The sequence below is a fragment of the Peptococcaceae bacterium 1198_IL3148 genome (assembly GCA_036763105.1).
GTDB lineage: Bacteria > Bacillota > Desulfotomaculia > Desulfotomaculales > Desulfohalotomaculaceae > JBAIYS01.
Genome location: JBAIYS010000004.1, coordinates 158,217 through 184,225, shown reverse-complemented (window position 1 = coordinate 184,225; position 26,009 = coordinate 158,217). Strand labels below are relative to the sequence as shown.

The following is a 26,009-nucleotide window of genomic DNA, read 5'->3' as shown; positions in this document are numbered from 1 at the left end:
TAAGTATTATAAATGAGAATTTTTTTGGTAGTTATTTCCAATTACCTGTATCATAATTTTGGTAACGTGGTGCTCCTTTTGATTCTTTACAACGGTATCATAAATATACTCTTCAAAAACATAATCCCCTAAGGCTAAGTCTAAAGGTTCCATCTCTGATAAAAGTCTCTTATATGTATTGTGTATTGATGTATCATCCCCAATATGATATCCAATGAGAAAATCACCCTTTACAGCCTGGAAATATGGATATCCGTCCTTGGGATGTGGTTGTTCAATGTATAAGTAGCTATATTTAGAGAATTCGCCCTTTAAAATTTGCTCTCGTTTTATTATACCGCCTATAGGGTATCCTGTATCAAGCTGCGATTCGTTCAATTCATCAATAAATTCTGAAAGAACTTCTACAAATTCTTCATCAGTAATATTTTCAATGTTTCTGCTTAAATATAGTGTGGCTTCTGGTAAATGTTCAAGCGTAATTCGATTAAAGTCAAGTTGCGAGGCTTTTTCCATTAATGCTATTTTTGTCTCAATAAGTTTTTCTTTCATTTCAATTTCCTGGCGTTTTTTCACAATCTCTTCTTTTTTCTGGTACATTAAAGTTAAGAAACTTTCAGGAGATTTATTTTGCGTGTATTGTTTAATATCACTTAGCGACATACCAAGATCTTTTAATAAATCAATAACATATAATAACTCTATTTGATTGATAGAATAAAAGCGGTACCCTTTTTCATTTTTAAATACCGGAGACAACAGACCAATTTGATCGTAATAAAAGAGTGTCTGTTTGTTAACTTTGCAAAGCTTGGCAAATTCACCTGTGGTTAAATACTTTACATTTTTTTCATTCATTTTTTACAGCACCGCCCTTGACTATATAGTTACTATATATACTAGGATAAAAGCTGTAAAGAAATCAAGCTAATAATTTAGTTTTAGTAACTTGTTTTGTTAAGGAGAATCTATAAATTGAAGACTAATAAAATTACTTTAAGATTATTATTATTGAATTTATTTATAGCCTTTTTGGGAATTGCTCTTGTCATTCCAGTCTTACCTACGCTGATGAATGAATTAGGAATAAACGGAAAGACAGTTGGTTATCTAACAGCTGCCTTTGCCATTGCGCAATTGGTTGTTTCGCCATTTGCCGGGAAGGCTGTGGATAGATTGGGTAGAAAGATTATGATTGTACTTGGTTTATTTATTTTTGGTCTATCAGAATTATTATTTGGACTTGGCAAAGAAATCGAAGTATTATTTATTTCTCGTATTTTAGGGGGAGTAAGTGCTGCCTTTATTATGCCGGGAGTTACTGCTTTTATTGCAGATGTTACAACCTTAGAAACTCGCCCTAAAGCACTGGGTTATATGTCAGCTGCAATTAGTACAGGATTTATTATTGGCCCAGGTATCGGTGGGTTTTTAGCGGAATTTGGCACACGTACACCATTCTTCTTTGCAGGTGCACTTGGCACAATAGCTGCAATACTAACTATTATTTATATATCTGAGCCAGATCGTGCAATAGAAGAGATTGAACAATCCGCAGAAGGCAAGAATGGTTTCAGACGTGTTATTGAACCCAAATATTTTGTTGCCTTTATTTTAATCTTTATTGCCTCCTTTGGTTTGGCCGCTTTTGAATCGTTCTTTAGTTTATTTGTGGACCACAAATTTAAATTTACACCAGCGGATATAGCAATTGTTATTACAGGTGGTGCAATTGTTGGTGCAGTTGCACAAGTTATACTTTTTGATAGGTTAACCAAAATTTGGGGTGAAATTAAACTGATTCGGTACAGCTTATTTTTATCGGCAATACTTGTCTTTCTAATGACCGTTGTTCATTCATATTTCTCTATTTTACTGGTTACTTTTGTGGTTTTTGTAGGTTTCGATTTATTCCGACCAGCTGTTACTACTTATCTTTCGAATATCGCTAAGAATGAACAAGGTTTTGTTGGTGGAATGAATTCTATGTTTACAAGTTTAGCGAACATTAGCGGACCAATTGTTGGGGGGATATTATTTGATATAGATATTAATTATCCTTACTATTTTGCAACTGTAGTATTAGCTTTAGGGGTTATTTTAACTTTATTCTGGAAGAAGCAAGCAGCGCCTATTAAAGAAGTGAAGGTTAGTGTAGCAAGTTAAACAAGCAAGAGAAGTGTGATAGTTGAACTGTGCTCATTAATGCACAGTTCAACCTTTTTGAATTAAGAGTTATAATCCTCATCTATTGTATAAAGAACTTTTCCATGTACAGTTTTGGTTCTGCATCTACTACCAAGCCGTGTCCATGGCTAATGACTGAATATATAAATGCATCGTCATAACCTGCCGCCTTTAATAATTCAGGCGCTTTTTTGCAGTGACATCTGGATACATTTCATAGTCTACATCATGCAAAAGGCCAACGGCACCTCAATATTCTGCATCTTCTCCCGCTTCTGCAGCAAAATAGCGCATTACCGCTTCAGCTGCGATGCCGTGTCGAATAAGAGCCTCATTCTCACCTTCAATTATTTTTGATCTATTACTTTTATCCTTACCAACATAATATCTGAGGCTTTAGGAAACCTTGTTGATAGGTATGATATATTTTACGAGGAGATTTAAATATGAAAAAAAATGCAGGATTTATCCCAGCATTGAAATTTGACTGGCTTACCCGTTTATTTGACCCTCTAATGAAGCTTACAAAGTCGGAAAAAAACTTAAGCAAGCTTTATTACTCCAAGCTGATATTAAAGATACTGATACTATTCTTGATTTTGGCTGCGGTACCGGTACGTTAACGATAATGACAAAAAAAGAAGTTCCACAGGCTATCACTTACGGCGTGGACATTGACCCCAAAATACTTGAAATTGCTCAAAACAAAGTGAAAAATAGTGACTATGAAATATTTTTAAATACCTATGATGGTATTACCCTGCCCTATAATAATGAAATGTTCGACAAAGTATTATCCAGCCTTGTGTTTCATCATTTGACTAGAAGCCAAAAGGTAAAGGCGTTAGAAGAAATATATAGGATATTAAAGGTTGGTGGAGAACTGCATATCGCCGACTTTGGTAAAGCAAGCAATATCTTTATGCGGGGAATGTTTTTACCCATCCAATTCTTTGATGGTTTTGCCAATACTTCTGACAATGTAAAAGGATTACTCCCGGAAATTATTAAAGAAGCAGGTTTTGATGAAGTTATTGAACATCAGCAAATAAATGTTTTTGATGGTATCATAAGGAATTACTTTTTTAAATTTGCGCAGGCCCTTAACTAAAATTACATCTTTCTTTTCATTGTACTCAGATTTAATTTCTGCTAAGCCAACAAAGCCTTTTTCACCTGTGCCACCACGGTAACATAGTACTAAATCACCTTTTTTAGCCACTTTAAAATTTCTGCGTACATTTCCTTGGTTAAACTCAACGGTACCACCGTTGTCTAATATATCGTACCACTCAAATTTAAATTTGTCAGATGCAACCATCATCCATAACTTGGTAGGGTTGTTATTATGTTTATTTGCCAAATTCAGCAAAACACTGTGAACAATCTGCTTATAGACCATGTTGGGTATTGATTACACACCAATAGAAGGGTTCAATCGGGAGAAAAAAGCATGGATGAGGTTTTTGAGGTGGTTAAATAAGTTTATAATGGTTGAACTGTGCTGATTAAGGCACAGTTCAACCATTTAAACCTGACGTAACATTGCTGTGGCAAATTTTTTAAAATCTACCAAATGATCTTTAATTATTTTCTGGATAATGTCTAGATTAAGTTTCTGGTAGTCATGAACAGCAATGTTGCGAAAACCAACCATTGCTTTTAATTTCTTGGCCAAATGTGGAATACCTAATTTGTTCTCGGCCACCATGTGCATAGCTAAATCAATGCATGTGTTTGTAATAAAATAAAAGTACCCTGCAAAACAAGGCATCAAGGCATTGTCTCTTGATCGGTGCCTTCCTGAATATCAACCCAAAAGTTTCGAAAGGGGAACTGATCTGAAAAGTATGATTCAACCTTAGTCGCATAACTGCCATTTAATACTTCTTCAATCCGAAAAACAGGCCGTTGTGCTAAGTAACGTCGCTCCTGTTGCGAAAAAGTTTTATCCGGTAGGGCAAGATGCAATACAAACATAGTAAGTATAAATAAAATGGGTAACAGACCCACGATATTCTGTATCATAGCAAAGTTCCTATTATCATTTATCCGCATATCAATCCCCCAGGTTAAAATCTAAAATATATAAATGGGTTGTAGGTTGCACCAACCATATATGCAGTTGAAAAAAACAATAGTACACAATAGTACACGTTTACTGCTACTCTGTAAATATTGCCATGCACCCTTTTAAATGATAATGCCAATTTGTTCGGCCAAGATGAAGCGGCGATGATACAAACAATATATAAAACGGCATAGGTTTTTAGCTGCCCAATTGCTTGGTTATCAATAAACCCGTTGCCTTCCACTCCAAACATGACCCGCAGAAAACTCAACCCATCCGCCAGGTTGGTAAATTCAAAAAACACCCAGCCTATAACAACCAGCAGCAATAAATAGATATGATATTTCTCAAATGCTTTGCTAACAAATAATAGAGAATTATTGTGAGCGGCAGAAAAGCAAATGTAAAAAACAAGCTACTGAAAACCATATGTCCCTCTGCTCTAACGAATTAAGTCGTTATAATGATTTAGAAAGTTTATTCAGCCACAAGTGGTAAAATTCTTTCTTGAAATGAACTCCATCTTCAGCAAATAAATCGGTGTTTTCATTTACCAATACTCCAATGTCTACATAATTAACTGACAATTGGTCCGCTAGTTCCTTTATAATCTCATTATATTCCCCTATTTCTTTATAGCGAGGGTACTGATCTAAAGCCCCCTGTGTCACAGGTGTTATGGATTGCAGATATATTTTACTGTCTGGCAACTCTTCCTTTATTTTGTCAACCAGTTTCGCTAAATCATTTCTGAATAATTCTTTAGGATTATCCACAGGCATGAGGACATCCAATGAGCCCAACATGATAAAGACGTTATCAGGGTTCTTGGCAACCAAATCATCAACGTCATCATAAATAAACCCAGCGGTGGCTCCTGCCCCGGCTATTACACGTTCTTCCGGCAGGATTTCATTAACTGCAAAACCTGCGGTAATGGAATCTCCCACAAATACACTGTTCTCAAACTCAGTTGTAACATCTTCTTCAGCAGTTGTATTTCCGCAGGCAGTCGTACCAAGCAGAAGAATGCCTATCAGCAAACACATCACTAGTATTCTCATAAAAATACCTCTTTTCTTTATTTGATACACAGATATTACAGCAACAAAATGCAGAACAGGTGCAGATAAAATAAAAAAGCCATGAAGTTTCCTTCATAGCTTTTCTATGCTTTATGACTGTACCGGCAGTGAAAAGAAAAAGCAGACGCCATCTTTAGTATTTTCCACACCATAAGCCGCTTGGTGAAGTTCCAGTATTTCCTTGGATATAGAAAGTCCCAAACCGGTACCAGCTTTGGATGTCATCGCCTCCACACGGTAGAATTGGTCCCATATCTTTCCCCGGTCTGTTTCTGATATCGGCTTTCCCTGATTTTCTACGCTGGTTTCTGCTGTCTGCCCGTTGCCTTTTACAGCAACTACAATGGCATGTCCATTGTTTGCATGCCAAATTGCATTACTCAGAAAATTAGTAATCACGCGACTGATTAGCCCTTTATGCCCCACTACCCTTAGAGTACAAAGGTTCAATGTAAGCGAGAGATTTTTCTGCTGTATTTGCTCAGCCAGTGACCAGCATACTTCGGTAATCACTTTATCTATTTCAAAAGGAGCCATTTCAGGCTTATAGGTACCGGATTGGAACTTAGCTAGATCCAGCATATTAACAACCAGCAAGTCCATCCGCTCTATTTCATCTTCCATTGCCTGAAAGTAATGGTCTCTTTTTTCAGCTGCAATGCCGTCTTTTAAAATAGATAGACAACTTTTCATCACCGCCAGGGGCGTTTTCAATTCATGGGATACCCCGGCAATAAATTCCTTCCGTGTATTTTCCAACTGTTTCTCTTTATCAAGATCCTGCTTCAACTTACCAATATACGCTTCTATCCGGCTGGACAGTTCATTGATACTTTGGGACAACTGACCAATTTCATCCTCAGAACGCACCGGCAGTTTTTCGGTAAAATCCAGGTTCGCTATTTGCCCTGTGATCCGGTTGATGGATAGCAGTGGCTTGGCCAGCCACTTGGAAAAAATAAATGCCAAAACTATAATACACAAAAGGCTAAGCCCAAAAAAGTAAGGATAGAATTGCCGTATAACCGCTATTGCTTCATTCACAGGCTGCAGAGAGGTCATGGCAAAAATATATCTCGTTACCCCGTTTTCAACTACCGGTTTAATGATTATCTTATATTGGGCAAAATTTTCTGTTGCACTAAGTTCTTCTGTTCGCTGAAGAGGGTTCGCATTATTAGCCAGCAGACCGGCTTGAAATTCTTTTACCTGTTGCAAAAAATAACGTTCCTGGTAAGGAAAGGCAATATACTCCATTCGTTCCGGAAATGCAGTTTTGGTTATCGTCCCTCTGAATAGACCAGTTGTCAGATGACTATAAGCTTTATCGGCATTGCGCCCATGCAGCTTGTTGGCAATGTTTAAATTTACAACTCCCGTCGAATCAGTCGATATCTGATAAGGTATCCTTTCACCTGCTATATTAACGGTGTCAATAATTACCTCATCGCCGACTTTTAATGAAGAGAGTATATCAGAAAAAAATTTTCCTTCAAAGGAGTACATGGGTATTTGCAAATTACCCTGGGATTCATCCTTCAACTTCACTTCGATATAGTAATTCTCCACATTCCAAATACGTCCATACTCATCCAGCTTTGTAATCCAGACATGGTTATTTTTATAAAGTTCTTCTGATGCGGCCTCCGTTCCCTTTTTCGCTGCCAGATCTGAATACTCGTTCATATTCTGTTGGAGAGCATCCGCTTTCTTATCAATATAATATTTCTCAAAAAAGTAATTTTGCGTGATGCCAATGAATAAAAACATCGTTGAGAATAATAAAGCTGTCAGCACAAACCATTTAAAAACTATACTTTTTTTCATCGCTGTTCCTCGGTGAATTTATATCCTGTACGGATAACCGTAACAATGCAGCTGCCTTTACTGCCCAGCTTGGCACGCAGGTTTCTGATATGACTATTCACTGTCTTTTCATCGCCATAAAAATCATATCCCCATATTTATAACAATACCCCCGGCTGATATCAGCATTCCATCCACGGTACCTGAGTATTTTTCCAGAAACCGTTTCACCTTTGCCATTAGAACCCGGGGACTATATGGCTTGATCAGATAATCATCAGCTCCCAGGTCATACCCCAGCAGGGAATCATCCTCATCTGAACGGGCGGTTAAAATGATGATAGGAATACTGGAATTTTTCCTTATTCTGCGGCATACCGACCAGCCATCAACCTTTGGCAAAACAATGTCCAGTATAACTAAATCAACAGCATTTAATTGAAACAGTTCTAAAGCTTTTTCTCCATCAGCAGCCTCTAATACCTGATGTCCTTCCTCAATTAAATAGTCCATTATCACTTCTCGTAAAATATCTTCATCTTCAACAACCAATATTTTGTACATCCCATACCTCCACCTGTGGTTTCCATACAAACTTAATGAACTCTATCAGTCACCGCATGCTGTAGCGTCCGCTTATAACATTATAAGCCTTTGTGATACACTTTTCCTTCCCATAAAGTGATTTTGACAACACAAAAGTTGACCAGCCCTGATTTTATTGTGATAAAATGATTTAATAATTATCTATAATCACATTAGATGAATTGTTTTACTTTGGAGGAATGGTCTATGATAGTGTTTACTAAGCCACCAAAGGTCAAACTTAAAACAACCCAGCATCCTCTTGAGGATTTTATAGTGATATAATAGTTTAACCATGATTCAGTTCACTGCTCCCATTTCCAATGGCAGTTCTGGCGGTGCGCTGCTTGATATGTTTGGACGCCTAGTGGGCCTGATTACTGCAGGTTTTGATAATGGACAAAATCTTAATCTGGCAGTACCTTCTCAAGAAATATATCAATTTGCACAAAACTTTATTGAAGCACACTAATAAAGATAGCACTTAATAACCAGCCCCGGGGATTATTTATTTCTTACAGTGAAAAACTAGGTAAAGGTTTAATAATCTGTTAAATGGACCCGAAAGGGGAGAATCAACATAGAACTTGATAGCATTATTAAAAACCTAGAGGTAACGGATATCAGGGGCAGTACTAAAATAAACATTGAAGGCATCGCCTATAACTCAAATTCAGTGAGAAATAATTATCTCTTTGTGGCAGTGGAAGGATTCAAGGTAGATGGACATCGGTTTATAAATGATGCCATTTCCAAAGGGGCAAAGACCATTGTAATCAGTAAAGACATAAATGTTGCCGAAGGGATTACCATTATCAAAGTAAAGGATACCCGGGCAGCATTGAGCGCCCTTGCAGCATCTTTCTACGGCTACCCTTCTCAAGATTTAGAATTAATCGGCATCACTGGTACCAATGGTAAAACCACAACTGCTTACTTTACAAAATCAATTTTAGATAGTGATAAAAGAAAGAACTCATTAATAAGTACTGTAGAAATAATTATTAATGGTAACTCCCATACAACCACACACACAACCCCTGAATCTTTAGAACTGCAAAAAATGTTTAAATCTATGATCCAACAGGGTGTCACTGACTGTGTTATGGAAGTTTCTTCTCATTCTATACAGTTGTCACGGGTCCATGACTGTGATTTTAATATAGCAATATTTACCAACTTAACCCATGAACATTTGGACTTTCATGGCAATATGGAAAACTACTACAATGCAAAAAAGCAATTGTTTCACAAAGCCAATAATTTTAACATTGTCAATATAGATGATCCCTTTGGAGACAGACTAGCTAAAGAAATAGCCAATAACAAAGCGAAATTATTAACCTATGGGATTAATCACCATGCCGACATTACCGCTAAAGATATCACTATTAATGAAAAATACAGTGCATTTACCATTAATACCCCCGAAGAGAAAATAAATGTGCAGATAAAAATCCCCGGCATGTATAACATTTATAACAGCCTAGCAGCAGCAACCTGTGGCTACGCATTGGGTATAGACTTGGCACACATTAAAGCGGGCTTAGAGGCTGTTAGCGCTGTGCCGGGAAGATTTGAGGTTATTCGGTCAGATAAAAACCGAACCGTTATTATTGACTACGCCCATACCCCTGATGGTTTTGAAAAATTATTGGGTACAATTAGCAAGTTCGCTAAAGGAAGAAAAATAATTGTATTTGGCTGTGTCGGTGAAAGGGATCATACTAAAAGATGTAAAATGGGGGAAATTGCCGAGCGTTATTGCGACTTATGTGTACTTACTACAGATAATTGCCGCTCAGAACAACCCCGGGACATTATTAATGAAATTAAGAAAGGGTTTAAAAAAGCCAATTCTTATATTGAAATCCTCGATCGAGCAGAGGCCATTAGACACGCAATTTTAACCAGTAAGGAAAACGATACAATAATAATTACCGGCAAAGGTCATGAAAAGTGCCAAATCATCGGCAGCGATGTGATGTATTTTAATGAAAGGGAAATAGTAACCAAGGCACTGGACGAGCTTCCTGAAAGTTTCTACATACCATCTCCGGACATGGTGTGGAATTATGCTTGGCCCCATCGCTAGGGGAAGTATAATTGCTTTTAGCACAAAAATCCCCCCTATTCGGAATCAACCAAGGGGGGATTTGCCTTGCCTTTGCAATTGTTGTGGCCGGTTCCTTATTGTCTTAATACTTGACCTGCCACCACTTTAGTATGGGTGCCTTTATTTAGAACCACTTGGCCGTTGACTAACACATACTCAATGCCGACAGGATATTGCGCAGGGTCCACAAAGGTTCCTTTATCACTGATAGTATCCGGATTGAAAATAACGATATCAGCGAAGTAGCCTGCTTTCAACGCCCCTCTATTTTTCAGCTGAAATACTTCTGCCGGCTTTAAGGTCATTTTTCTAATGGCTTCTTCCAATGTCAACGTTTTGTCTTCCCGCACATATTTACCTAAAACCCTTGGAAAGGAGCCATAAACCCGGGGATGTGGTTTTCCTGCCAAAAGACCATCCGTACATACATTTTGCTCCGGGCGTTTCAAAAAAGTGCACACATGCTCCTCGAGACCATAGAAATCAACCATCCCCACCGCATTTTCCTCTTCAAGCAATAAATCAAATGTGGCCTCATAGGGATCTTTTCCCCTAAGTTTGCCAATTTCAACTAAGTTTTTACCAATCACATCTTCATTTTTCTTCGTCTTGACACTGGTTACAAAAATTTGATCTAGGCCGGCAAACTCCACAAAGTTATCCCAACCAGGAATTCCCGACTCAATGTCTTTAATCATCCGTTTTCTAAGCTCTGGATCTCGCAATCTCTCCAATAGCTTGTCTGTTCCGCCATCATGGGCCCAAGGAGGTAGAATCACCCCCAGCATGGTGCTCCCGGCCACATAGGGATATTGGTCAAAGGATACCCTAATTCCCTCAGCTTTAGCCTGCTCCAACAATTCGATGACCTGATCTATTTTATCCCAATTCTTTTTGCCACAAACTTTAAAATGAGAAAAATGGACTTTAACTCCCGATTCCCGTCCAATACTGATGACTTCCTTCATCGATTCCAGAATATCATCGGCTTCACTGCGTTGGTGAATGACAAAAACTCTGTCAAACTCGGCCACAACCTTACACATCTCAATAACTTCGCTGGTTTCACCATAGGCGCAGGGCATATATATTAGGCCGGTGGATAGCCCCGCCGCCCCCGCTTCCAACTCTCTTCTGGTGATATCCTTCATCTTTTGTAATTCGGCGGCATTGGGGTCCTTGTTACCTAAACCTAAGGCTTCCATGCGGATATTGCCATGGGGTACTAAGTATGCCACATTCAGCCCTACCCCGGATTTTTCCAACAGCTTAAAATAGCCAGCGGTGGTTTCATAGGTCCAATCTATGGCATCGCTATCTCCGTCTAAGCCAGCCAAATTTTTCCGCCAGGGACTAATATATTCTTTAGGCAAGGGAGCCATAGAAATTCCGTCTTGTCCTAAGATTTCCGTTGTCACCCCTTGTCGCACCTTTGGTTCTACAAAGGGATCAACTAAAATCTTTAAATCCGAATGGCTATGGGTATCAATAAAACCTGGTGCCACAACAAGTCCTTCGGCATCAATTAAATTGTCAAATCCCAGATCGTCCACTTCACCCAACGCCACAATTTTATCTCCAACGATTGCAACATTACCTTGATAGGCCCTTTGACCGGTGCCATCAACAATTTTACCATTTTTGATCAATAATTTCATTAAGTACCCCTCCGATAGCCATATACGCAACGGTTATGAAAATACACTGTCCTTAAGTAGTATTTGTTGATTTTTAATATTTATTTATGCGAAAAATATATAATATTATATTTTCATTTCACAGATGATGTTTAATGCGCCATCGGGACCGGTGATCAGTTTCCTAATCCTTTCCACTTTCTCTCTTGTAGAGACCCCGGTATGGGCACTGCCGTTTCTACAAAGGTAAATTTCTTTAAAACTAGCTATTCTGCTAAATAGTGGGTAAACTTTATTGTTTTCAATAAAGTAAATGGCCTGGCCCAGGGTCAGTTTATTTTGTTTTAATACTATACGCAGTTCGTTTTCTATCACTTTGCAAAATTCTACCATAATGGGAGCAAAATCAATTTGGGCATCTTTATTATGCTGGTACAAATACTCGGCTGTTGTCAAAAAGTCAATAGATTTATGAGCTAATTTAGGGTACTTCTGAGTAAAGGCTTTTTTGCTTGCCCCATAGCCCTGTTTGTCTTTAACTTCCTTGCGCATTTTTATTATGATTGCATTAATTTGTTGCTCAAAGGTTATCCAATCGGCATCATCTATACTTTCTGTTGCTGATCCTTCCCCTTGAATCTTCATTAACTCCAATGCCCATTGTCTAACTATCTGCTGTTTAGAGGCCTGCATTTCCTTTTCTTGGGCCAGTTCCATTTTAATTTTTTCATATCGCTCATTGGCCAGCTCTAACTGATTTTTTGTTGTAAGCATGCTGTCTATGGTGTGACCCCATGCTTTAATGGTTTCGTCCTGTTTATATATTGAGTTGGCAAGTTTCCATATTGCTTTGGCATTGAGATAATCCTCTTGGCGATAATAGCTGATTAATAGCAGCGTGTAGATCTCTTTAAGCTTATTCCTTTGCCAACTATCCTTGGCGTAAGAAAGTAGTCCCCGGTCGTTTTCATCTTGATAATAGGTAGCAAGGGGTTCCTGGTCAATAAAGGCTAAAGCTTTTCGCAAACTTGTGATGGCATTGGGGAAGTCTTCAAGGGCATAAAAGTTTTTACCCAGCAATATGTAAGTTGATTCGTCCTCCCCCACAAAAAGCTCCCGCTGACAATAGGCAATGGATTCCTGATACCTTTCCAAAAAGTACAAAGCTGCCGCATGATTGTGAATGTCGGTATTGTTGGGATTTTTTTTGATTCTTTCGGTTGTTAAATCCAGTACTTGTTGGTACTTTTCTAACATCAACCAAGCTGATATTAGGTTGCCCTCTATCACAAACCGATGCTGTTGCTGTAATTCTGCATCCAAATTGTCTTCCTCTAATAATTCTAAAGCTTTCAGGTAGTATTGTTCCTGCTCTTTGGGACGTTCCAAATAACCGGCACCACATAGATCTCCCATCAGTTGATAGATTAAATAAAAATCTGGCAGATCATTGATTAAGGACTTGTAAAGATCGTATGCCTTTAATAAATATTCTTCTTCCCTATTGGCGTACAGCTTAGCGGCATTTAGCCGCACAAAAATGTTATCTGGAAAGAGCGCCAATGCATCTTCAAAAAAACCGATCGCATCATCATTGTTTACAACGTCGTTTGCTAGTCCGGGTAAAAATGCAAACTGAAAAAACTGATTTAGCTGCTCTAAATTTTGTTCCAACTGCTCTCTGGTTCTCTCATGGTGACATTTGCCCAACCAATGCCGCGCTTGGTCATATGCCCCCGTTACCACATGTAAGGTGACAAAAACTGCCGGTGCTATAGTGTTGTTGGGGTTAATTTCTAAGGCCTTGTTTAATAGCTTGACAATTTTCCCTTTATTTTTTTGATTATTAATATTACTGTTATTCAATTTAATCGTTGCTAACGTTACATAGGCGCCACTTGTAAAGCCAAAGGTTTCTTTGCTGTTAATAATTCTATTGAACAGCTTTTCTGCTTGCTGATATTTCCCCAAGGTAACATACTCCTGGGCTTTGTCATAATAGTCTTGATATTTGGCTTCATTTTTATTTTGAACAGACCGGCCTTGTTTTTGTTTAACTAGTGTTTTACTAATTTCCGCCAATTTATCATCAACATCGTCACTGTTTATTCGATGCCAAGTAAAGGTCATTTCGTCTTTTTGATCACTTTCTTCTGTGACGATAACAATGCGAGTGATAAAGGCTTCATCAACACATGCTGTGATATTAAATTTCTCCGGCTTTGTTTTTAATACTTTATTGTGGATAGTGGAGTAAACCATCGAAGTCCATTTTCTAATCTCCATTAAATGATCAAATTGCTTTCTTTTATCATTAATGGATTTAATGAACTTGTAGTTAGGTAAAATTATTTCCTCTAAAAGGTATGCAATTAGCTTACGCTCACTGCTGTTAACGTCAAGTTTGTTATCTCCACTGATAAATTTTTTCTTATTGGCAATGGTTCTGAGATTATTACCATACACAGCTATTAATGTACAAATATCTTCAAGGGATAATCTTAAATCCATGTTGTAAACTAAATTATATAAGAAGCATAACGCACCTTCACGTTCACCCCTGTCCACTTTATGTATTTTTTGATTTGTGTCTGGGAACTCAACTTTACCGGAAAAAATATCAAATATTTCATTGGCATCCACCCATTGATCAGAGCCACCACTTAAATTAAATAGTTTGCGTAATTTATCTAACATGCTTGTCCCCCTTTTTGCTTTTTAAACCTCTGTTAAAAAAACAACCTGAAAAATTCATTATCTTTATGGTGCATTTGGGTATGCCAATCGGTATACAACTCAATAAGATATTTGTTTTTAAGGGCTAAGGTATTTCCATTATCCTGTTGAATAAAATTTAAAACATTTAATTCCAGTACATTAATCACCAGATTGGAGCGAATGGCAATATCAGCAAGGTGATCGTTGGCAATAAATTTGGGACTGGTATCTTCTTTAGAGTTATATAAATTTTCACGCAGAACACGGTCGTACACATCCACAATGCCATGAATAAATGGGTAGTCAGCTTTATCTTGATAAGTAATAAAGGAGATGTCCACCACATCCCGAACAACCAGGGTATGGTTAACAAATATAGTACTGAGACAATCTTTCAAATCTGTTTCTAATAAATCTTGTAAGAGGATTGTCCCGCTATTATTAATTAACGAGTTAAGATCTTCGAAAGTATACTTTTTCTTTTCAATTAATTTTTGTTTCAATCCCATTCCCCACTTCTTTTATTCTTCAATATAAGGTTATTTTATAATAATTTTACCATCTTTTATATGAATTCTCAGCGGAAAAGGTAAAAAAGCCCGGCTAAACATGGCAATGTTCAGCAGGGCTAATTATATATTGAATTATTTGCTGCGATAATTTTTAAGTTCCCAAGCGATTCTTGCGCTCTCTTCCAATTCTTCAAGAATGTAGAAAGCATCCAGTAGGTCTTTGCCCCCAACGATGGGGCCATGATTTTGTAGTAAATAACCGTCACTATCGTTAACGCGCTGGGTAAAAAAATCAAATAGCTGTTGCGATCCTGGTTGGGCAAAGGGTACTAAGCCTACAGTGCCCAGTTTCATCTTTAGATAAGGAGTATGGGACGGAATAACGTCTTTCACATTTTGGTGTTCAAGGCAAGACCATAGTGTAGCGTAAAAGCTGTGGGTATGGATTACCGCCTGAACATCTGAACTTTTGGCATAAAGGGTTAAGTGCAATGGCAACTCCTTACTGGGCTTTAGCCCACCAATATGGTCCCCCTGCAGGTTAACAATAGAGAAGTCTTCAGACCGCAGACTGCCAAAGCAGGTACCACTGCCGGATATATATAACCTGTCCTGATGAAGAAAACTCATATTGGCTGATGAGCCACTCACCTTCCCCCGGTTAAACAGCGTGTGGGCCACCCAAGTTGCTTCGGCAAATTTTTGCTCTAGACTACTCATTACTATCCTCCTTCGTCATTTCTACCGCTTTGGTAAAGAAATCTGGTTGACCAAAGTTACCGGATTTAAGCACCAACCGTAAGCTCGTATTCTCTAAAGGCACCATAATGGGCACTCCGGGGGCAATGCTATTGCCCACCAGATAGGAGTGGTAACCTAAAATTTTTGTCACCGCACCAGAGGTTTCTCCACCGGCCACGATAATTCTGTTATAGCCGTTTTCCACCGCTTTTTTAGCTAAGAACGCCGTGGTTTGTTCCAACCGGGCAGACACTAAATCAGCTCCTAGTTTTTGCGCCTCTTTAATACCTTCCGGTTTGTCGGAACTATACACCAATACCGCATCCTCTGTGGTGGCTGATACTTTAGCCCAAATTTCTTCTTTGGTTTGTGTGCCATCCATTAGTTTTAAGGGGTCAATGCGGTAATGGTTACTGCTAACACCCTTAAACTCTTCAATTTGCTGCAGTGTGGCCGTCGAGCAGCTGCCGGCTAAAATAATGGCCTTGCCGTTGGTGCCATCGGCCACAATTTCCGATGTCACATTTATTTCGGCATTATATTTCCGGCCCAACTCAGTCATCAAACCAGAACCGCCAGTTAACAGCGGCAAGCCACCAAATAGTTGCACAATTTTAGCGGCATGTCTTTCTTCAATGTAGTCCGGAATGACATAGAAATGCTCTTTATCTTGGCCGAAATCATCAATTACCTTTAAAATTTCTTCATTACTGCGCTCCAGCAGTTGGTGGTTAATTTTTAAGCTGGGATACTCACCCTGGGGCTCCATCAGTTTAGCGATGTCGGAATCCCACATTGGGGTTAAGGGGTGATTCTTCATATGGGTTTGATGTAATGGCACCCCATTAACAATTAAGTGTCCGTCTTTTACAATGCGGCCGTTCACCGGCAGTGCCGGCGCTAAAACAGTGTACTTAATGTTGTATTTTTTCAGCACGCTGTCAATAATGGGTCCAATATTGCCTTTGGGGGTGGAGTCAAAGGTGGAGCAGTATTTAACAAACAGTTGCTGGGCACCATTTTTCTTCAACCACTCAAAGGCTTGTAGCGATTCAGCCACCGCTTTTGAAGTTTCTGCGGTGCGGGTTTTTAACGCCACCACCACCGCAATATTTTCGCCGACTGCTTGCAGCACGCTATCCTCTGGTATGCCATTGAATAAGTAAGTTTCAATGCCTTCTTTAACAAAAAACGATGCAGCGTCACTGCCACCGGAGAAATCGTCTGCTACAATTCCGATCAGAATTTTACTCATTATCAACATCCTATCTGATAAAAAATGTTGTAAATCCAGGCACGAAGGTAATTACCATTAATATTGATATCATGATTAACCAAAATGGAACCAGCTTTTTAGAAAGCTGAGCAATGGGTACCCCAGAAACATTGCTGGCCACATACATTGCGGTACCCACCGGCGGTGTTAATAAACCAATGGTCAAGTTAACCACCATCATTAAACCAAACTGTACCATGTCGACACCCAAACTGGCGGCAACAGGGGCCAAAATAGGAGCCAGCAACATAATGGCGGGGCCGCTGTCTAAGAACATACCGACGGCTAACAGAATGGCGTTAATGATCAGCAATAAAATAATTGGGTTATCCGTCACTCCCAAAAGAGCGGTGGTTATTTGCTGCGGAATTTGCTCACTGGACAATAGCCAACTAAATAAAGACGTGGATGCCAGAATAGCTGAGATAATGGCGGTACTAATGGCTGCATCATAAAAAATCTGTGGCAAATCTTTTAATTTTATTTCTTTGTAGATAAAGGCACTGATGATCAAAGCATAGGCAGAAATAATTGCCCCACCCTCTGTGGCGGTAAACGCACCACCTCTAATGCCAACAATAATGATCACAGGCATGGCTAACGCCCAAATGGCATCTTTAAAACTAGTCCAAATTCCTTTAACGGTTACTGCTCCTTCTTTGGGATAGTTGTTGCGTTTGGCAACAATATAGGAGTAAATAAAAAAACAAGCACCAATTAACAGGCCTGGTACAATGCCGGCCACAAATAAATCACCAATGGATGTTTGGGTGGTAACTCCATAAATAATTAACGCAATACTGGGTGGAATGATTAAACCAATACTGCCGGAAGCCGCCACCAGGGCTGCCGCAAACCCGGCATCGTAATTTCTTCTCTTCATCTCTGGAACCATGATAGAACCGAGGGCTGCGGTATCCGCCACCCCAGAACCAGAAATGCCACCCATCATAATACCACTGATGGCCACCACATGAGCCAGTGCGCCTCTGATGTTGCCTACAATGGATAGGGCAAAGTCAATAATTCTGCGGGTAATACCACCATGTCCCATGATGGAACCGGCAAGCATAAATAACGGAATAGCCATAAAAGGAAAGGAGTCAAGGGCGGTAAAAAACCTTTGGCCCATTACCACCATTGGGTAATCTGCGTAAACCATAGCACCAATTGATGCCAGCGCCAATACAAAGGCTACCGGAATGCCCAGCACCAAAAATATTGCAAACAAGCCAAATAAAATTGGACCCATTATATCCCCTCCTCCTTTCGTTGTAGAACCTTCATTGTTTCCCTTAATGCAAAATAAAATAATAAGATACCGGACACAGGGATAACGCTATAAACTAAGTCCATTGGTAAATTTAATGAAGGGCTACTTTGTCTCGCCCCCACTGCCACTAAATTATAACCACCATAGGTTAAAACCAGTGAAAATACCATCACAAATAAATTATTAATAACCATCAATGTCCGGCGTTTTACACCAGTTAACTTATTAACTAGAATATCCAGTGCGATATGTGAACCCTGTTTAACGGCAATGGCCATACCCAAAAAAGATAGCCAGACAAAGGTATATCTGCCTAGCTCTTCTGACCAAGTAAAAGGACTGCCAAAGACATATCGCGAGATAACTTGCGAAGTAATGACCACTGCCATCACCAACATGAGCAAAGCACAGATGTAGTATAAAATTTTAGCGATTAAGTTGTCCAATTTGTCCATGTTTATCCCCCTAAATTAAAACTCGGTGGAATTAAGAAAAACTTGGCATTCGTCAAAGCTTTGGGCGAATGCCTAGTTTTTCATGTTCTATTTGTTTTTTCTAATGCAAGGTTAGGCTCGCTCCCACCAATTACCATTATCTACTGGTTAATCGCTTCAAGAATTCTTTCATACAGTTCATAGTCTACAGTTTTAGCAAAATCTGCATGGGCCTTTTTAGCTGCAGCAGCAAACTCTTCAGTATCAGGGGTTATTACTTGCAGACCTTCACTCTTCATTTTTTCCAGAATTTCATTTGTCTGTTCTTTAACTAACTGGTTTTCGTATTCAGTGGCCACATTTGCTGCTTCGGTAATGATTTCTTGTTGCTCCGGAGTCAGCTTAGACCAAGTGTTCTCACTCATGGATAAAGTAACATATTCATACTTGTGGGCGGTTAGCGCAAGATAGTCCTGCACTTCGTGAATTCTGCCGCCATAAATAAATGGAATTGGGTTTTCCTGAGCTTCAATTACATTTTGCTCCAGACCGGTGTAAACTTCACTCCAAGCCATGGTGGTGGGAGCGGCACCCATGGCCTTCCAAGTGTCTTCCATTGCTTTGATTTCTGGCAATCTAATTTTTAAGCCTTTAATATCTTCTAAGGTATTAATTGGTTTATTAGCAGTAACGTGTCTGGGGCCTCTATCCCAGAAGTTTAAAATTCTGATGTCAGAAGCTTGCAACACACGGTCTTGAATTTCCTTACCCACTTCGCCGTGAATGACTCTGTTGTACTCTTCTTCGCTATTGAACAGATAAGGCAGTTCCAATAGTTGGATGGACTGTTCAAAGTTACCTAGCACACCAGCGATGAGCGCAAAGTCAACGGTACCAATTTGCATTCCTTCAGCCATATCTCTATCGCCACCTAAAGTGGAGTTTGGATATATTGAGATTTTAATTTCACCGTTTGATCTCTTTTCCACTTCTTCTTTAAACTTTAGCGCACCCTCGTGCCACAGGTCGTTTTCAGATTGAATATGGCCTAATTTTAATTCCACTACATCTCCGTCACTGGCTGCTTTATCGCCACCACAACCAACCAGCACTAAACTTAACAGCATTACAGATGTCAGTGCTAACAATAATTTTTTCATTTCTTCACCTCTTTTTAATATTCAGTTAACAATTAACCTCTACAATAACTTTAACCACATTTTCTTTCTTGTCGTTTAGGATGTCTAGTCCTTTTTGTGCTTCATCAAGAGAAACTTTTTGCGTGATAAAGTCGGTTAAATCCAGTCCATTGTTGATCATTTCGCTTGCTTTTACAAAGTCTTTGGTTTCATATGTCATAGCACCAAACATTGTCAACTCGTTAAAAACGAAGTTATAAGTGTGTACCGGAATTTGCTGCGGAATCATGGCTACAATGCCCACTTCGCCCCTTTTTCTGGTAATGGAGGAAGCTTGATCCACCAGCACTGCTGCATCGGCTGCCACTATAGCTACATCTACACCTCTGCCACCGGTAAACTCTTTTACCAGGGCTACCACATCATCCTTTAGGGGGTTTATGGTGAGAGCGGCCCCTTGCTTTTTAGCCATCTCAAGGTTAAAGTCTTGAGTATCTGTGCAGATGATGTTTTTGTAACCGGCTTCTCTGGCTGCCACCATGGTCATGAGGCCGATGGTGCCAGAGCCTAAAATGGCGATGTAATCTTTTTCCTTAACGGTAATTCTATCAATGGTATGTACACCCACAGCCAATGGCTCTACCAGTGTACCGATCTCATAACTCACTTCATCATTTAGTTTGTAAAGGGTCTTTTCCGGGGCATTAAAGTACTCCACAAAGGTACCGTACCAGCCCGGGGTGCCAGGGGCTTTTTTGCCACCAGTACACAAGTTGATGAGATCATTTTTGCATAGTTCACACTCTCCACAGCCAATTTGTGGTTCCACTGTGACGCGATCGCCCACTTTAAATTTTTTTACGTCTTTGCCCACTTTAACAATTTGACCGGCGATTTCATGACCTAAAATTGCCGGAGCACTTCTAAAGGGGTGAATACCTTTAAACAGACATAAATCGGAGCCACAGACGCCAACAGTTTTAACTTCAATTAGTACCTCGTCATCAGCTATCGCAGGAATTTCGATGTCTTTTACCTCAACTTTTTCTGTTTCTACCACGTAAGCTGCTTTCACAATTTTACCTCCTATTGTTTAAATATTTCGTAATTTATTGTATAGTCAAAATAAAACACTTTCAATACCACATTTAGCTATTATTGTTTCAATTTGCAACAAAATACGCTTAAATGTTTTATAATCTATTTTATGAATTTTAACTGTTTTTTTCTAGAACATATGTTACAATCTTATCGAATAATTTTTTAAGTTGAGGTTTGACGCTATGAGCAAAATTAAAATTTTGGCGATAGCACCATATACTGGATTACGAGATATTATTGTGGATGTAGCCCGCGAACGTGACGATATAATTGTACATACCTATGTGGCAGATATGTTAGAAGCGGTGAAGTTAGTTAAATCAATGCCGGATAAAAGTTATGATGCCATTATATCCCGGGCGGGTACCGCCGAGCTGCTGCGGGATGTGTCTGAACTACCGGTGATTGATATTAAACTTTCCATCATTGACATGGTACGAGCTATTAATCTGGCCAAAAACTACTCGGGAAAATTTGCCATTGCAGGTTACAAAGTAATTACAGATGCCGCCAATATTATTTGTCAACTAAATAAGTATGATACTGAAATAGAAACCATATATGACATTTCACAAATAGATAGTTGTTTGGTTAAACTAAAACAACAAGGTATCAGCCTAATTGTGGGTGACGTAATCACCATTAGTCATGCTAAAAGACTTGGTTTTAATACCATTCTGGTCACTTCGGGCAAGGAGAGTGTTACCAACTCCTTTGAAGAGGCGGTCAACTTAATTAAATTATTAGCCATAAAAGAACGGAAGAATTTATTAATTAAAAGCACTCTGGACAATGCTCACCTGGGGGTTATGTGTTTTAATCAGCAAAAAAAAATAGTTTACTCCAACATCAGTGCTGATTCAGAGGAATATAAACTGGTAATTAAAGAAGCCAACTGCTTAATTGATTTATTAATGGCGGAAGATACTTTGAAGGTAATGAAAAAGTTGAGCAGTGGTATTGTTGTTATCCGCGGTATTGTACAGCAACTTAACAATGAAGTCTATCCCACTTTTTATATTAATAACCGAAAAGCACCGTTAAAACCTTTGGAAAACGCCATTACATATAAAAATATCACTGACATGCCCAAAATTAATTTTGAAACATTTTCTAGTCAATGTGCGCTATCTAAAGCTCTGATTGACAGCGCTAAGGCCTATGCCACCACACCTAATCCTATAATTCTCTTTGGCGATCAAGGTGTGGGCAAGGATACCTTGGCCCATGCTATTTATTACCATAGCAATTATTATAAAAACCCGTTAGTAATTATTGATACCAAATATATGCATGAAAAATCCTGGTCCTCTCTTTTTGAAGCGAAGAACTCGATCTTTTCTCATAGCGATATTACTATTTATATTAAGAACCTACAATTTATGGATGATGCCAGTCAAAAAACCTTTGTTGCTTATTTTATCAACACTTATGTGCATAAAAGGAATCGGTTCATCTTCTCTTGCGTTAGTGGCTATTCCCAGGCCTTTGATCAAAGTTTATTGCTGGATTTTATTAGGAATGAAGTAAAGGCAATACCTTTGGTGATTCCTAATTTAAACCAAAGAAAAGAAGATATACCGAGCCTAGCCAGCCTGTTTTTAGGCGATCTGTTCATAAAGTACGGCAAGGAGGTAATTGGGCTGGACAGTGAGGCCCTGCAGTTGCTACAAGATTTTAGTTGGACAGATAACATTGATCAGTTAAAACGGGTAATGGAGCAGTTGGTGATTCTCACCGACACCTTTTATATCAACGCCGACACAGTGCGCAAAGTGCTGGCCAATGAAAAACCACCGCAGTCCCAATCTTATAAGCACTTTTTAGATTTAAATAAGTCCTTGGATGACATTAATAAAGATATTATTAATTTGGTGCTGGCAGAAGAAAATTTTAATCAATCCAAAGCCGCAGAAAGACTGGGTATCAGTCGCAGCACCCTCTGGCGAAAGATTAAAGACTTCAACTAAAGCAAAGACACCCCTGTCACCGCACGGTTCCGATGACAGGGGTTTTCTTAAGCGTTGATATTTCTATTGTTACTACTATAATCCACCAAGTTGATGTTGTTACGGATGAAAAAGTAGTTGTGAATATATAGTATAAAGTACATAAATATCAAAGAGAACAAAAGATATAACGTCATTAGAAAAACAAGGAAATTATTGTTCACCATAAAACTCATACTGAGGTTTGCTAATAAATATATCACCGATGAGCACAATGTTATTGGTCCGATGTTTTGGGTGTTTAATTTTTTGTAAAATTTTTTGCCCAACTCTTTTTCTGTGGTATTTAAATGGTGGTTTATATATGAAATTAAAATAATGACATAACCGGCAAAGGTTAATGCGCAATATAGGGGCGTTTTTATACCTAACATTAAATAAGCCATCTTTTGAGTTAAAGTTATGGAGCAAAGGGATGTGACCAGGCCAGCCACTCCCAAAAACAACATATACTGCAGCTGCTTTCTATAGGGTTTAAATATCAGAGTAAAGCCCCATATATTTATCACTGCTATTGGAATCAGTAAGTATATAAAGATATTATCAGTGGAGTGCAGTACCAATGGCCATCCCAAAATTAAATCAATTAGCAGTATCATTAACAATGTTCTAGAACGGATATTTTGGGCCGGATAAGACTTTAAATAATTTAATATATCCGGACAGGTTTCGGTAAGTATATTTTTTTCTTTGTTTTTCATCAAAATCGTACAGAATACCAAACAGAACAGATATCCTGGTTCTCCTTTCTAATTGCTATTTGTTTACTACCAAAAAACTCTGTTAACCCAATTAAAATAGTATTAAAAACGGTTATATTATTTTTTCGACAACAAGAGAACTTTTTCCTTTCTTAATTTACCATTATAGCCAAGGCTAGCAATAATTTGAATACTTAGGGGCTTTGTTATGTACATCAAAAAAGTAGTTTGGCGCCCCTAAATATCCTATATCATGGACATTTTAGAGAGACTTTTCCGCCCAACTACTTTTTCCATTCACTAAATTTTATCTATATAGAACAGTTAATTGTTGGTTTCTTAATAATGTTCTGTGGATTTAAAATAGACAAAAAATGTGGTTCCGTTAGAACCGGTTTCTATCTTAAACGTGGCACTTTGTCGTTCAATAATATTCATACACACCAATAGTCCTAGTCCTGTTCCCTCCTGTTTCGTTGTTAAAAAAGGAGTACCTAAATTATCTAGCACTCGCTGTTCTATTCCCTTACCTTGATCCTTTACCATCAATACCACATCGTCACCATCTAGATATGTCTTGATAAATAATTGCCCCCCTGGTTCCATTGATTCCAGTCCATTATTGGCAAGATTGGTTATTAACTTAAAAATATCCCTATCGTTAACATATACTTTGGGAATATCCCCCAATTCAAGCCAAACCTTTTTATCTGTTTGAATAGCCTTGGCGTCCACCAACGGATAAAAGGTACGCAAAATTTCGTTGAGGTCGTTGAGACACATTTTAACTGGTCTTTTACTAACAAGTTCGCTATATTCATCTAACATTAACTTTGCCCGATCCAGTTCCGTTACCATTATATTAAAATGTTCCTTACATTCACACTTGCCATCCCTTTTAGCTAATATTTCCAACAAACCCCGCACTGATGCTATTGAATTTTTTAATTCGTGACTCACCATAGCAGTCATATTGCTTTGTACTTGACTTTTAATGAAAACACCTTCGGCCTTACCAAAACTATGTATATTCAAATGCCCACTATTCCATCGTTTCGGCAGTAACTCTTTTACTACCTCTGCCATATAAAACACCTCCACTTAATATATTTAAAGTCTCGCTTAGGATATTTTATATTTGTTGTTTTTACTTAAAGTACAAAGCTCATTGTTGAAATTTACTAACTCTCCCAAATATTTAATAAAATGCAATGCCAGGTCTGGGTCAAACTGTGTTCCAGAGCACTTAACCAATTCCTTTATCGCATTATTAATAGGCATTTCTTCTTTATATGATCTTTCAGAGGTCATAGCATCAAAACAATCGGCAATGCAAATAATTCGCGCCTCTAAAGGTATATCGTCTTTTATTAAACCATAGTAGCCGCTACCATCCCATTTCTCGTGATGATATTTTACCACTGGTATTAAACTTGCTAAGTTATCACATTCCAACAACATTTGTTCACCATAATAACAGTGTCTTTTAATATCATCATATTCATTTTCAGTGAGCCGGCCACTTTTATAAATAATAGCTTTGTCCACACAAATTTTACCTATATCATGCACTAATCCGCCAAACCACACCTTATGTATTTCATTTTGGTTTAAGTCAATGCTGTGGGCAAATAGGCTACTTAAAAAAGCAACATTTTGGGAATGGACTTGGAGGTCCAACGGGAGTAATTTAAATATTTTTCTCACGTCATTAAACAAGTGGCACACCCCGAACTTATAATTGTTAATATCTAATAATATTAATTATGAAGGAAATCATTATATTTTTCTAGATATAACAGCTTAATAGCCATTATAAAGCGTGAATAGCCATGCTGTTTTTTAAACTTAGCCCTGCCACTTATTTGTAAAAAAATTACCCCTTAAAGGGGTGTAAAAAATTTATCTTTATACTCTTCAAACTTATATCTACTCATGTAGGCAACCTTATCGGTACCATCAAACTGAATAACGTAGGACCTATTGCCAATGTCTTTAATTTTTTTAACTTTGGCTAGGTTCACAATATAAGACTTGTGTACCCGAAGATAACCGTCCCTTAAAGTGTTTTCCAGCTCAGTAAGGGTGTCATTTGCTTCGATGACATTATTACAGGTGTGTATAAAGGACTTCTTATCTAATTTTTCCACGAATAAGATATCTTGGAGTGATACAAAAATTATTTCATTTTTTGATTTGATTAATATTCTCTCATTTTTTGGGAAGTTAGCATCTTTGGCAACTTTACTTGCAAGGGAATTGATCACTTCTAATACCCGCGCCTTTTTAATTGGCTTTAAAATATAATCATATGGATGCACCGAAAAGGAATCTACAGCATATTTGGAATATCCCGTTATAAAAACGAAATAGGTGTTGGGGTTATCATTATAAATGATTCTACCCACATCAATGCCGTTAATTTCCTCTTCAGGGGCCAGTTCAATATCTAGCAGTACAATCTGTGGTTTGTATTCCCTTGCAAGGGTTATTGCCTCACTCCCACCGGGGGTATCAAGAACTTCATCTACCAGCGTGCTTTCTAAAATTATTTTTTTTAGAAACCTTCTGGTATAATCTTCATCTTCTAGTAACAATATCTTGGTCATTTAACCTAA

Annotated in this window: 25 protein-coding genes and 1 pseudogene; 6 read left to right on the top strand and 20 right to left on the bottom strand. The window is 38.4% G+C overall.

Annotation, left to right across the window (positions count from 1 at the left end; genetic code table 11):
* Positions 1-6: 6 nt before the first annotated feature.
* Positions 7-858, bottom strand: coding sequence for a MerR family transcriptional regulator (locus tag V6C27_06080; protein ID MEG6615996.1), 852 nt, complete (start codon positions 856-858; stop codon positions 7-9).
* A 117-nt stretch (positions 859-975) separates the two neighbouring features.
* On the opposite strand from V6C27_06080, the gene norA reads away from it, so the two are divergent.
* The 3 genes from norA to V6C27_06065 all read left to right on the top strand — a co-directional run bounded on the left by norA (position 976) and on the right by V6C27_06065 (position 3,298).
* The gene (gene norA / locus V6C27_06075) at positions 976-2,166 is read left to right on the top strand and encodes a multidrug efflux MFS transporter NorA (GenBank protein MEG6615995.1); all 1,191 of its coding nucleotides are present in this window, start codon (positions 976-978) and stop codon (positions 2,164-2,166) included.
* A 467-nt stretch (positions 2,167-2,633) separates the two neighbouring features.
* A complete protein-coding gene (locus tag V6C27_06070) occupies positions 2,634-2,810 on the top strand; it encodes a hypothetical protein (GenBank protein ID MEG6615994.1) in 177 nt (58 codons plus the stop codon).
* Positions 2,759-3,298, top strand: a complete 540-nt coding sequence (locus V6C27_06065; protein ID MEG6615993.1) for a class I SAM-dependent methyltransferase — start codon at positions 2,759-2,761, stop codon at positions 3,296-3,298. The genes V6C27_06070 and V6C27_06065 overlap by 52 nt, the downstream gene beginning before the upstream one ends.
* Before the next feature lie 417 nt (positions 3,299-3,715).
* Here V6C27_06065 and V6C27_06060 read toward each other — a convergent pair whose 3' ends face one another.
* The 6 genes and pseudogenes from V6C27_06060 to V6C27_06035 all read right to left on the bottom strand — a co-directional run bounded on the left by V6C27_06060 (position 3,716) and on the right by V6C27_06035 (position 7,713).
* A complete protein-coding gene (locus tag V6C27_06060; GenBank protein ID MEG6615992.1) occupies positions 3,716-3,961 on the bottom strand; it encodes a DUF86 domain-containing protein in 246 nt (81 codons plus the stop codon).
* On the bottom strand, positions 3,961-4,245 hold the full coding sequence (locus tag V6C27_06055) for a DHHW family protein (GenBank protein ID MEG6615991.1): 285 nt from the start codon (positions 4,243-4,245) through the stop codon (positions 3,961-3,963). Before V6C27_06055 ends, V6C27_06060 begins: the two co-directional genes overlap by 1 nt.
* Positions 4,246-4,259: 14 nt before the next feature.
* Positions 4,260-4,586 carry a hypothetical protein gene (locus V6C27_06050; protein ID MEG6615990.1) on the bottom strand — a complete coding sequence of 109 codons (327 nt, stop codon included), beginning with the start codon at positions 4,584-4,586 and terminating at the stop codon, positions 4,260-4,262.
* A 130-nt stretch (positions 4,587-4,716) separates the two neighbouring features.
* Positions 4,717-5,322: a GDSL-type esterase/lipase family protein gene (locus V6C27_06045; protein ID MEG6615989.1), complete on the bottom strand. Its 606-nt coding sequence runs from the start codon at positions 5,320-5,322 to the stop codon at positions 4,717-4,719.
* A 111-nt stretch (positions 5,323-5,433) separates the two neighbouring features.
* Complete coding sequence (locus V6C27_06040; protein MEG6615988.1) at positions 5,434-7,170, bottom strand: HAMP domain-containing sensor histidine kinase; 1,737 nt, start codon at positions 7,168-7,170, stop codon at positions 5,434-5,436.
* Positions 7,167-7,713, bottom strand: a pseudogene (locus tag V6C27_06035) (response regulator transcription factor). Before V6C27_06035 ends, V6C27_06040 begins: the two are co-directional and overlap by 4 nt.
* 316 nt (positions 7,714-8,029) lie before the next feature.
* On the opposite strand from V6C27_06035, the gene V6C27_06030 reads away from it, so the two are divergent.
* A complete protein-coding gene (locus tag V6C27_06030; protein MEG6615987.1) occupies positions 8,030-8,206 on the top strand; it encodes a S1C family serine protease in 177 nt (58 codons plus the stop codon).
* A 102-nt stretch (positions 8,207-8,308) separates the two neighbouring features.
* A complete protein-coding gene (locus V6C27_06025) occupies positions 8,309-9,829 on the top strand; it encodes a UDP-N-acetylmuramoyl-L-alanyl-D-glutamate--2,6-diaminopimelate ligase (GenBank protein ID MEG6615986.1) in 1,521 nt (506 codons plus the stop codon).
* A gap of 95 nt (positions 9,830-9,924) precedes the next feature.
* Here the strand turns inward: V6C27_06025 and V6C27_06020 are convergent, their stop codons facing one another.
* The 9 genes from V6C27_06020 to V6C27_05980 form a co-directional block, all read right to left on the bottom strand.
* Positions 9,925-11,508 carry a D-aminoacylase gene (locus tag V6C27_06020; GenBank protein MEG6615985.1) on the bottom strand — a complete coding sequence of 528 codons (1,584 nt, stop codon included), beginning with the start codon at positions 11,506-11,508 and terminating at the stop codon, positions 9,925-9,927.
* A 105-nt stretch (positions 11,509-11,613) separates the two neighbouring features.
* Positions 11,614-14,184 carry a hypothetical protein gene (locus tag V6C27_06015; GenBank protein MEG6615984.1) on the bottom strand — a complete coding sequence of 857 codons (2,571 nt, stop codon included), beginning with the start codon at positions 14,182-14,184 and terminating at the stop codon, positions 11,614-11,616.
* Between the two features lie 32 nt (positions 14,185-14,216).
* On the bottom strand, positions 14,217-14,708 hold the full coding sequence (locus tag V6C27_06010) for a hypothetical protein (protein MEG6615983.1): 492 nt from the start codon (positions 14,706-14,708) through the stop codon (positions 14,217-14,219).
* Positions 14,709-14,849: 141 nt separating this feature from the next.
* Entirely contained in the window at positions 14,850-15,443 is a 594-nt protein-coding gene (locus V6C27_06005) for a class II aldolase/adducin family protein (protein ID MEG6615982.1), read from the bottom strand.
* Positions 15,430-16,713: a 3-oxo-tetronate kinase gene (gene otnK / locus V6C27_06000; GenBank protein ID MEG6615981.1), complete on the bottom strand. Its 1,284-nt coding sequence runs from the start codon at positions 16,711-16,713 to the stop codon at positions 15,430-15,432. The genes V6C27_06005 and otnK overlap by 14 nt, the downstream gene beginning before the upstream one ends.
* A 10-nt stretch (positions 16,714-16,723) precedes the next feature.
* Positions 16,724-17,986, bottom strand: a complete 1,263-nt coding sequence (locus V6C27_05995) for a TRAP transporter large permease (protein MEG6615980.1) — start codon at positions 17,984-17,986, stop codon at positions 16,724-16,726.
* A complete protein-coding gene (locus V6C27_05990; protein ID MEG6615979.1) occupies positions 17,986-18,462 on the bottom strand; it encodes a TRAP transporter small permease in 477 nt (158 codons plus the stop codon). The genes V6C27_05995 and V6C27_05990 overlap by 1 nt, the downstream gene beginning before the upstream one ends.
* Before the next feature lie 140 nt (positions 18,463-18,602).
* On the bottom strand, positions 18,603-19,601 hold the full coding sequence (locus V6C27_05985) for a TRAP transporter substrate-binding protein (GenBank protein ID MEG6615978.1): 999 nt from the start codon (positions 19,599-19,601) through the stop codon (positions 18,603-18,605).
* A gap of 25 nt (positions 19,602-19,626) precedes the next feature.
* Positions 19,627-20,655, bottom strand: coding sequence for an alcohol dehydrogenase catalytic domain-containing protein (locus tag V6C27_05980; protein ID MEG6615977.1), 1,029 nt, complete (start codon positions 20,653-20,655; stop codon positions 19,627-19,629).
* Positions 20,656-20,863: 208 nt separating this feature from the next.
* Here V6C27_05980 and V6C27_05975 point away from each other — a divergent pair, with 208 nt between their 5' ends.
* Entirely contained in the window at positions 20,864-22,651 is a 1,788-nt protein-coding gene (locus V6C27_05975) for a PrpR N-terminal domain-containing protein (protein MEG6615976.1), read from the top strand.
* 47 nt (positions 22,652-22,698) lie between these two features.
* On the opposite strand, the gene V6C27_05970 is transcribed toward V6C27_05975, so the two are convergent.
* The 4 genes from V6C27_05970 to V6C27_05955 form a co-directional block, all read right to left on the bottom strand.
* Complete coding sequence (locus V6C27_05970; GenBank protein ID MEG6615975.1) at positions 22,699-23,391, bottom strand: hypothetical protein; 693 nt, start codon at positions 23,389-23,391, stop codon at positions 22,699-22,701.
* Positions 23,392-23,730: 339 nt separating this feature from the next.
* On the bottom strand, positions 23,731-24,477 hold the full coding sequence (locus tag V6C27_05965; protein ID MEG6615974.1) for a HAMP domain-containing sensor histidine kinase: 747 nt from the start codon (positions 24,475-24,477) through the stop codon (positions 23,731-23,733).
* 36 nt (positions 24,478-24,513) lie between these two features.
* The gene (locus tag V6C27_05960) at positions 24,514-25,110 is read right to left on the bottom strand and encodes an HD domain-containing phosphohydrolase (protein MEG6615973.1); all 597 of its coding nucleotides are present in this window, start codon (positions 25,108-25,110) and stop codon (positions 24,514-24,516) included.
* A 164-nt stretch (positions 25,111-25,274) separates the two neighbouring features.
* Complete coding sequence (locus V6C27_05955) at positions 25,275-26,000, bottom strand: LytTR family DNA-binding domain-containing protein (protein ID MEG6615972.1); 726 nt, start codon at positions 25,998-26,000, stop codon at positions 25,275-25,277.
* Between the last annotated feature and the right edge of the window lie 9 nt (positions 26,001-26,009).

Bases quoted from the DNA above. Each gene is read 5' to 3' on its own strand.
- V6C27_06040 (MEG6615988.1), bottom strand. From the start codon at position 7,170: ATGAAAAAAAGTATAGTTTTTAAATGGTTTGTGCTGACAGCTTTATTA.
- V6C27_05995 (MEG6615980.1), bottom strand. From the start codon at position 17,986: ATGGGTCCAATTTTATTTGGCTTGTTTGCAATATTTTTGGTGCTGGGC.
- V6C27_05975 (MEG6615976.1), top strand. From the start codon at position 20,864: ATGAGCAAAATTAAAATTTTGGCGATAGCACCATATACTGGATTACGA.
- otnK (MEG6615981.1), bottom strand. From the start codon at position 16,713: ATGAGTAAAATTCTGATCGGAATTGTAGCAGACGATTTCTCCGGTGGC.
- V6C27_06020 (MEG6615985.1), bottom strand. From the start codon at position 11,508: ATGAAATTATTGATCAAAAATGGTAAAATTGTTGATGGCACCGGTCAA.
- V6C27_05985 (MEG6615978.1), bottom strand. From the start codon at position 19,601: ATGAAAAAATTATTGTTAGCACTGACATCTGTAATGCTGTTAAGTTTA.
- V6C27_05990 (MEG6615979.1), bottom strand. From the start codon at position 18,462: ATGGACAAATTGGACAACTTAATCGCTAAAATTTTATACTACATCTGT.
- V6C27_05965 (MEG6615974.1), bottom strand. From the start codon at position 24,477: ATGGCAGAGGTAGTAAAAGAGTTACTGCCGAAACGATGGAATAGTGGG.
- V6C27_05970 (MEG6615975.1), bottom strand. From the start codon at position 23,391: ATGAAAAACAAAGAAAAAAATATACTTACCGAAACCTGTCCGGATATA.
- V6C27_06055 (MEG6615991.1), bottom strand. From the start codon at position 4,245: ATGCGGATAAATGATAATAGGAACTTTGCTATGATACAGAATATCGTG.
- V6C27_06080 (MEG6615996.1), bottom strand. From the start codon at position 858: ATGAATGAAAAAAATGTAAAGTATTTAACCACAGGTGAATTTGCCAAG.
- V6C27_06015 (MEG6615984.1), bottom strand. From the start codon at position 14,184: ATGTTAGATAAATTACGCAAACTATTTAATTTAAGTGGTGGCTCTGAT.
- V6C27_06045 (MEG6615989.1), bottom strand. From the start codon at position 5,322: ATGAGAATACTAGTGATGTGTTTGCTGATAGGCATTCTTCTGCTTGGT.
- V6C27_06070 (MEG6615994.1), top strand. From the start codon at position 2,634: ATGAAAAAAAATGCAGGATTTATCCCAGCATTGAAATTTGACTGGCTT.
- V6C27_05955 (MEG6615972.1), bottom strand. From the start codon at position 26,000: ATGACCAAGATATTGTTACTAGAAGATGAAGATTATACCAGAAGGTTT.
- V6C27_06030 (MEG6615987.1), top strand. From the start codon at position 8,030: ATGATTCAGTTCACTGCTCCCATTTCCAATGGCAGTTCTGGCGGTGCG.
- V6C27_06060 (MEG6615992.1), bottom strand. From the start codon at position 3,961: ATGCCTTGTTTTGCAGGGTACTTTTATTTTATTACAAACACATGCATT.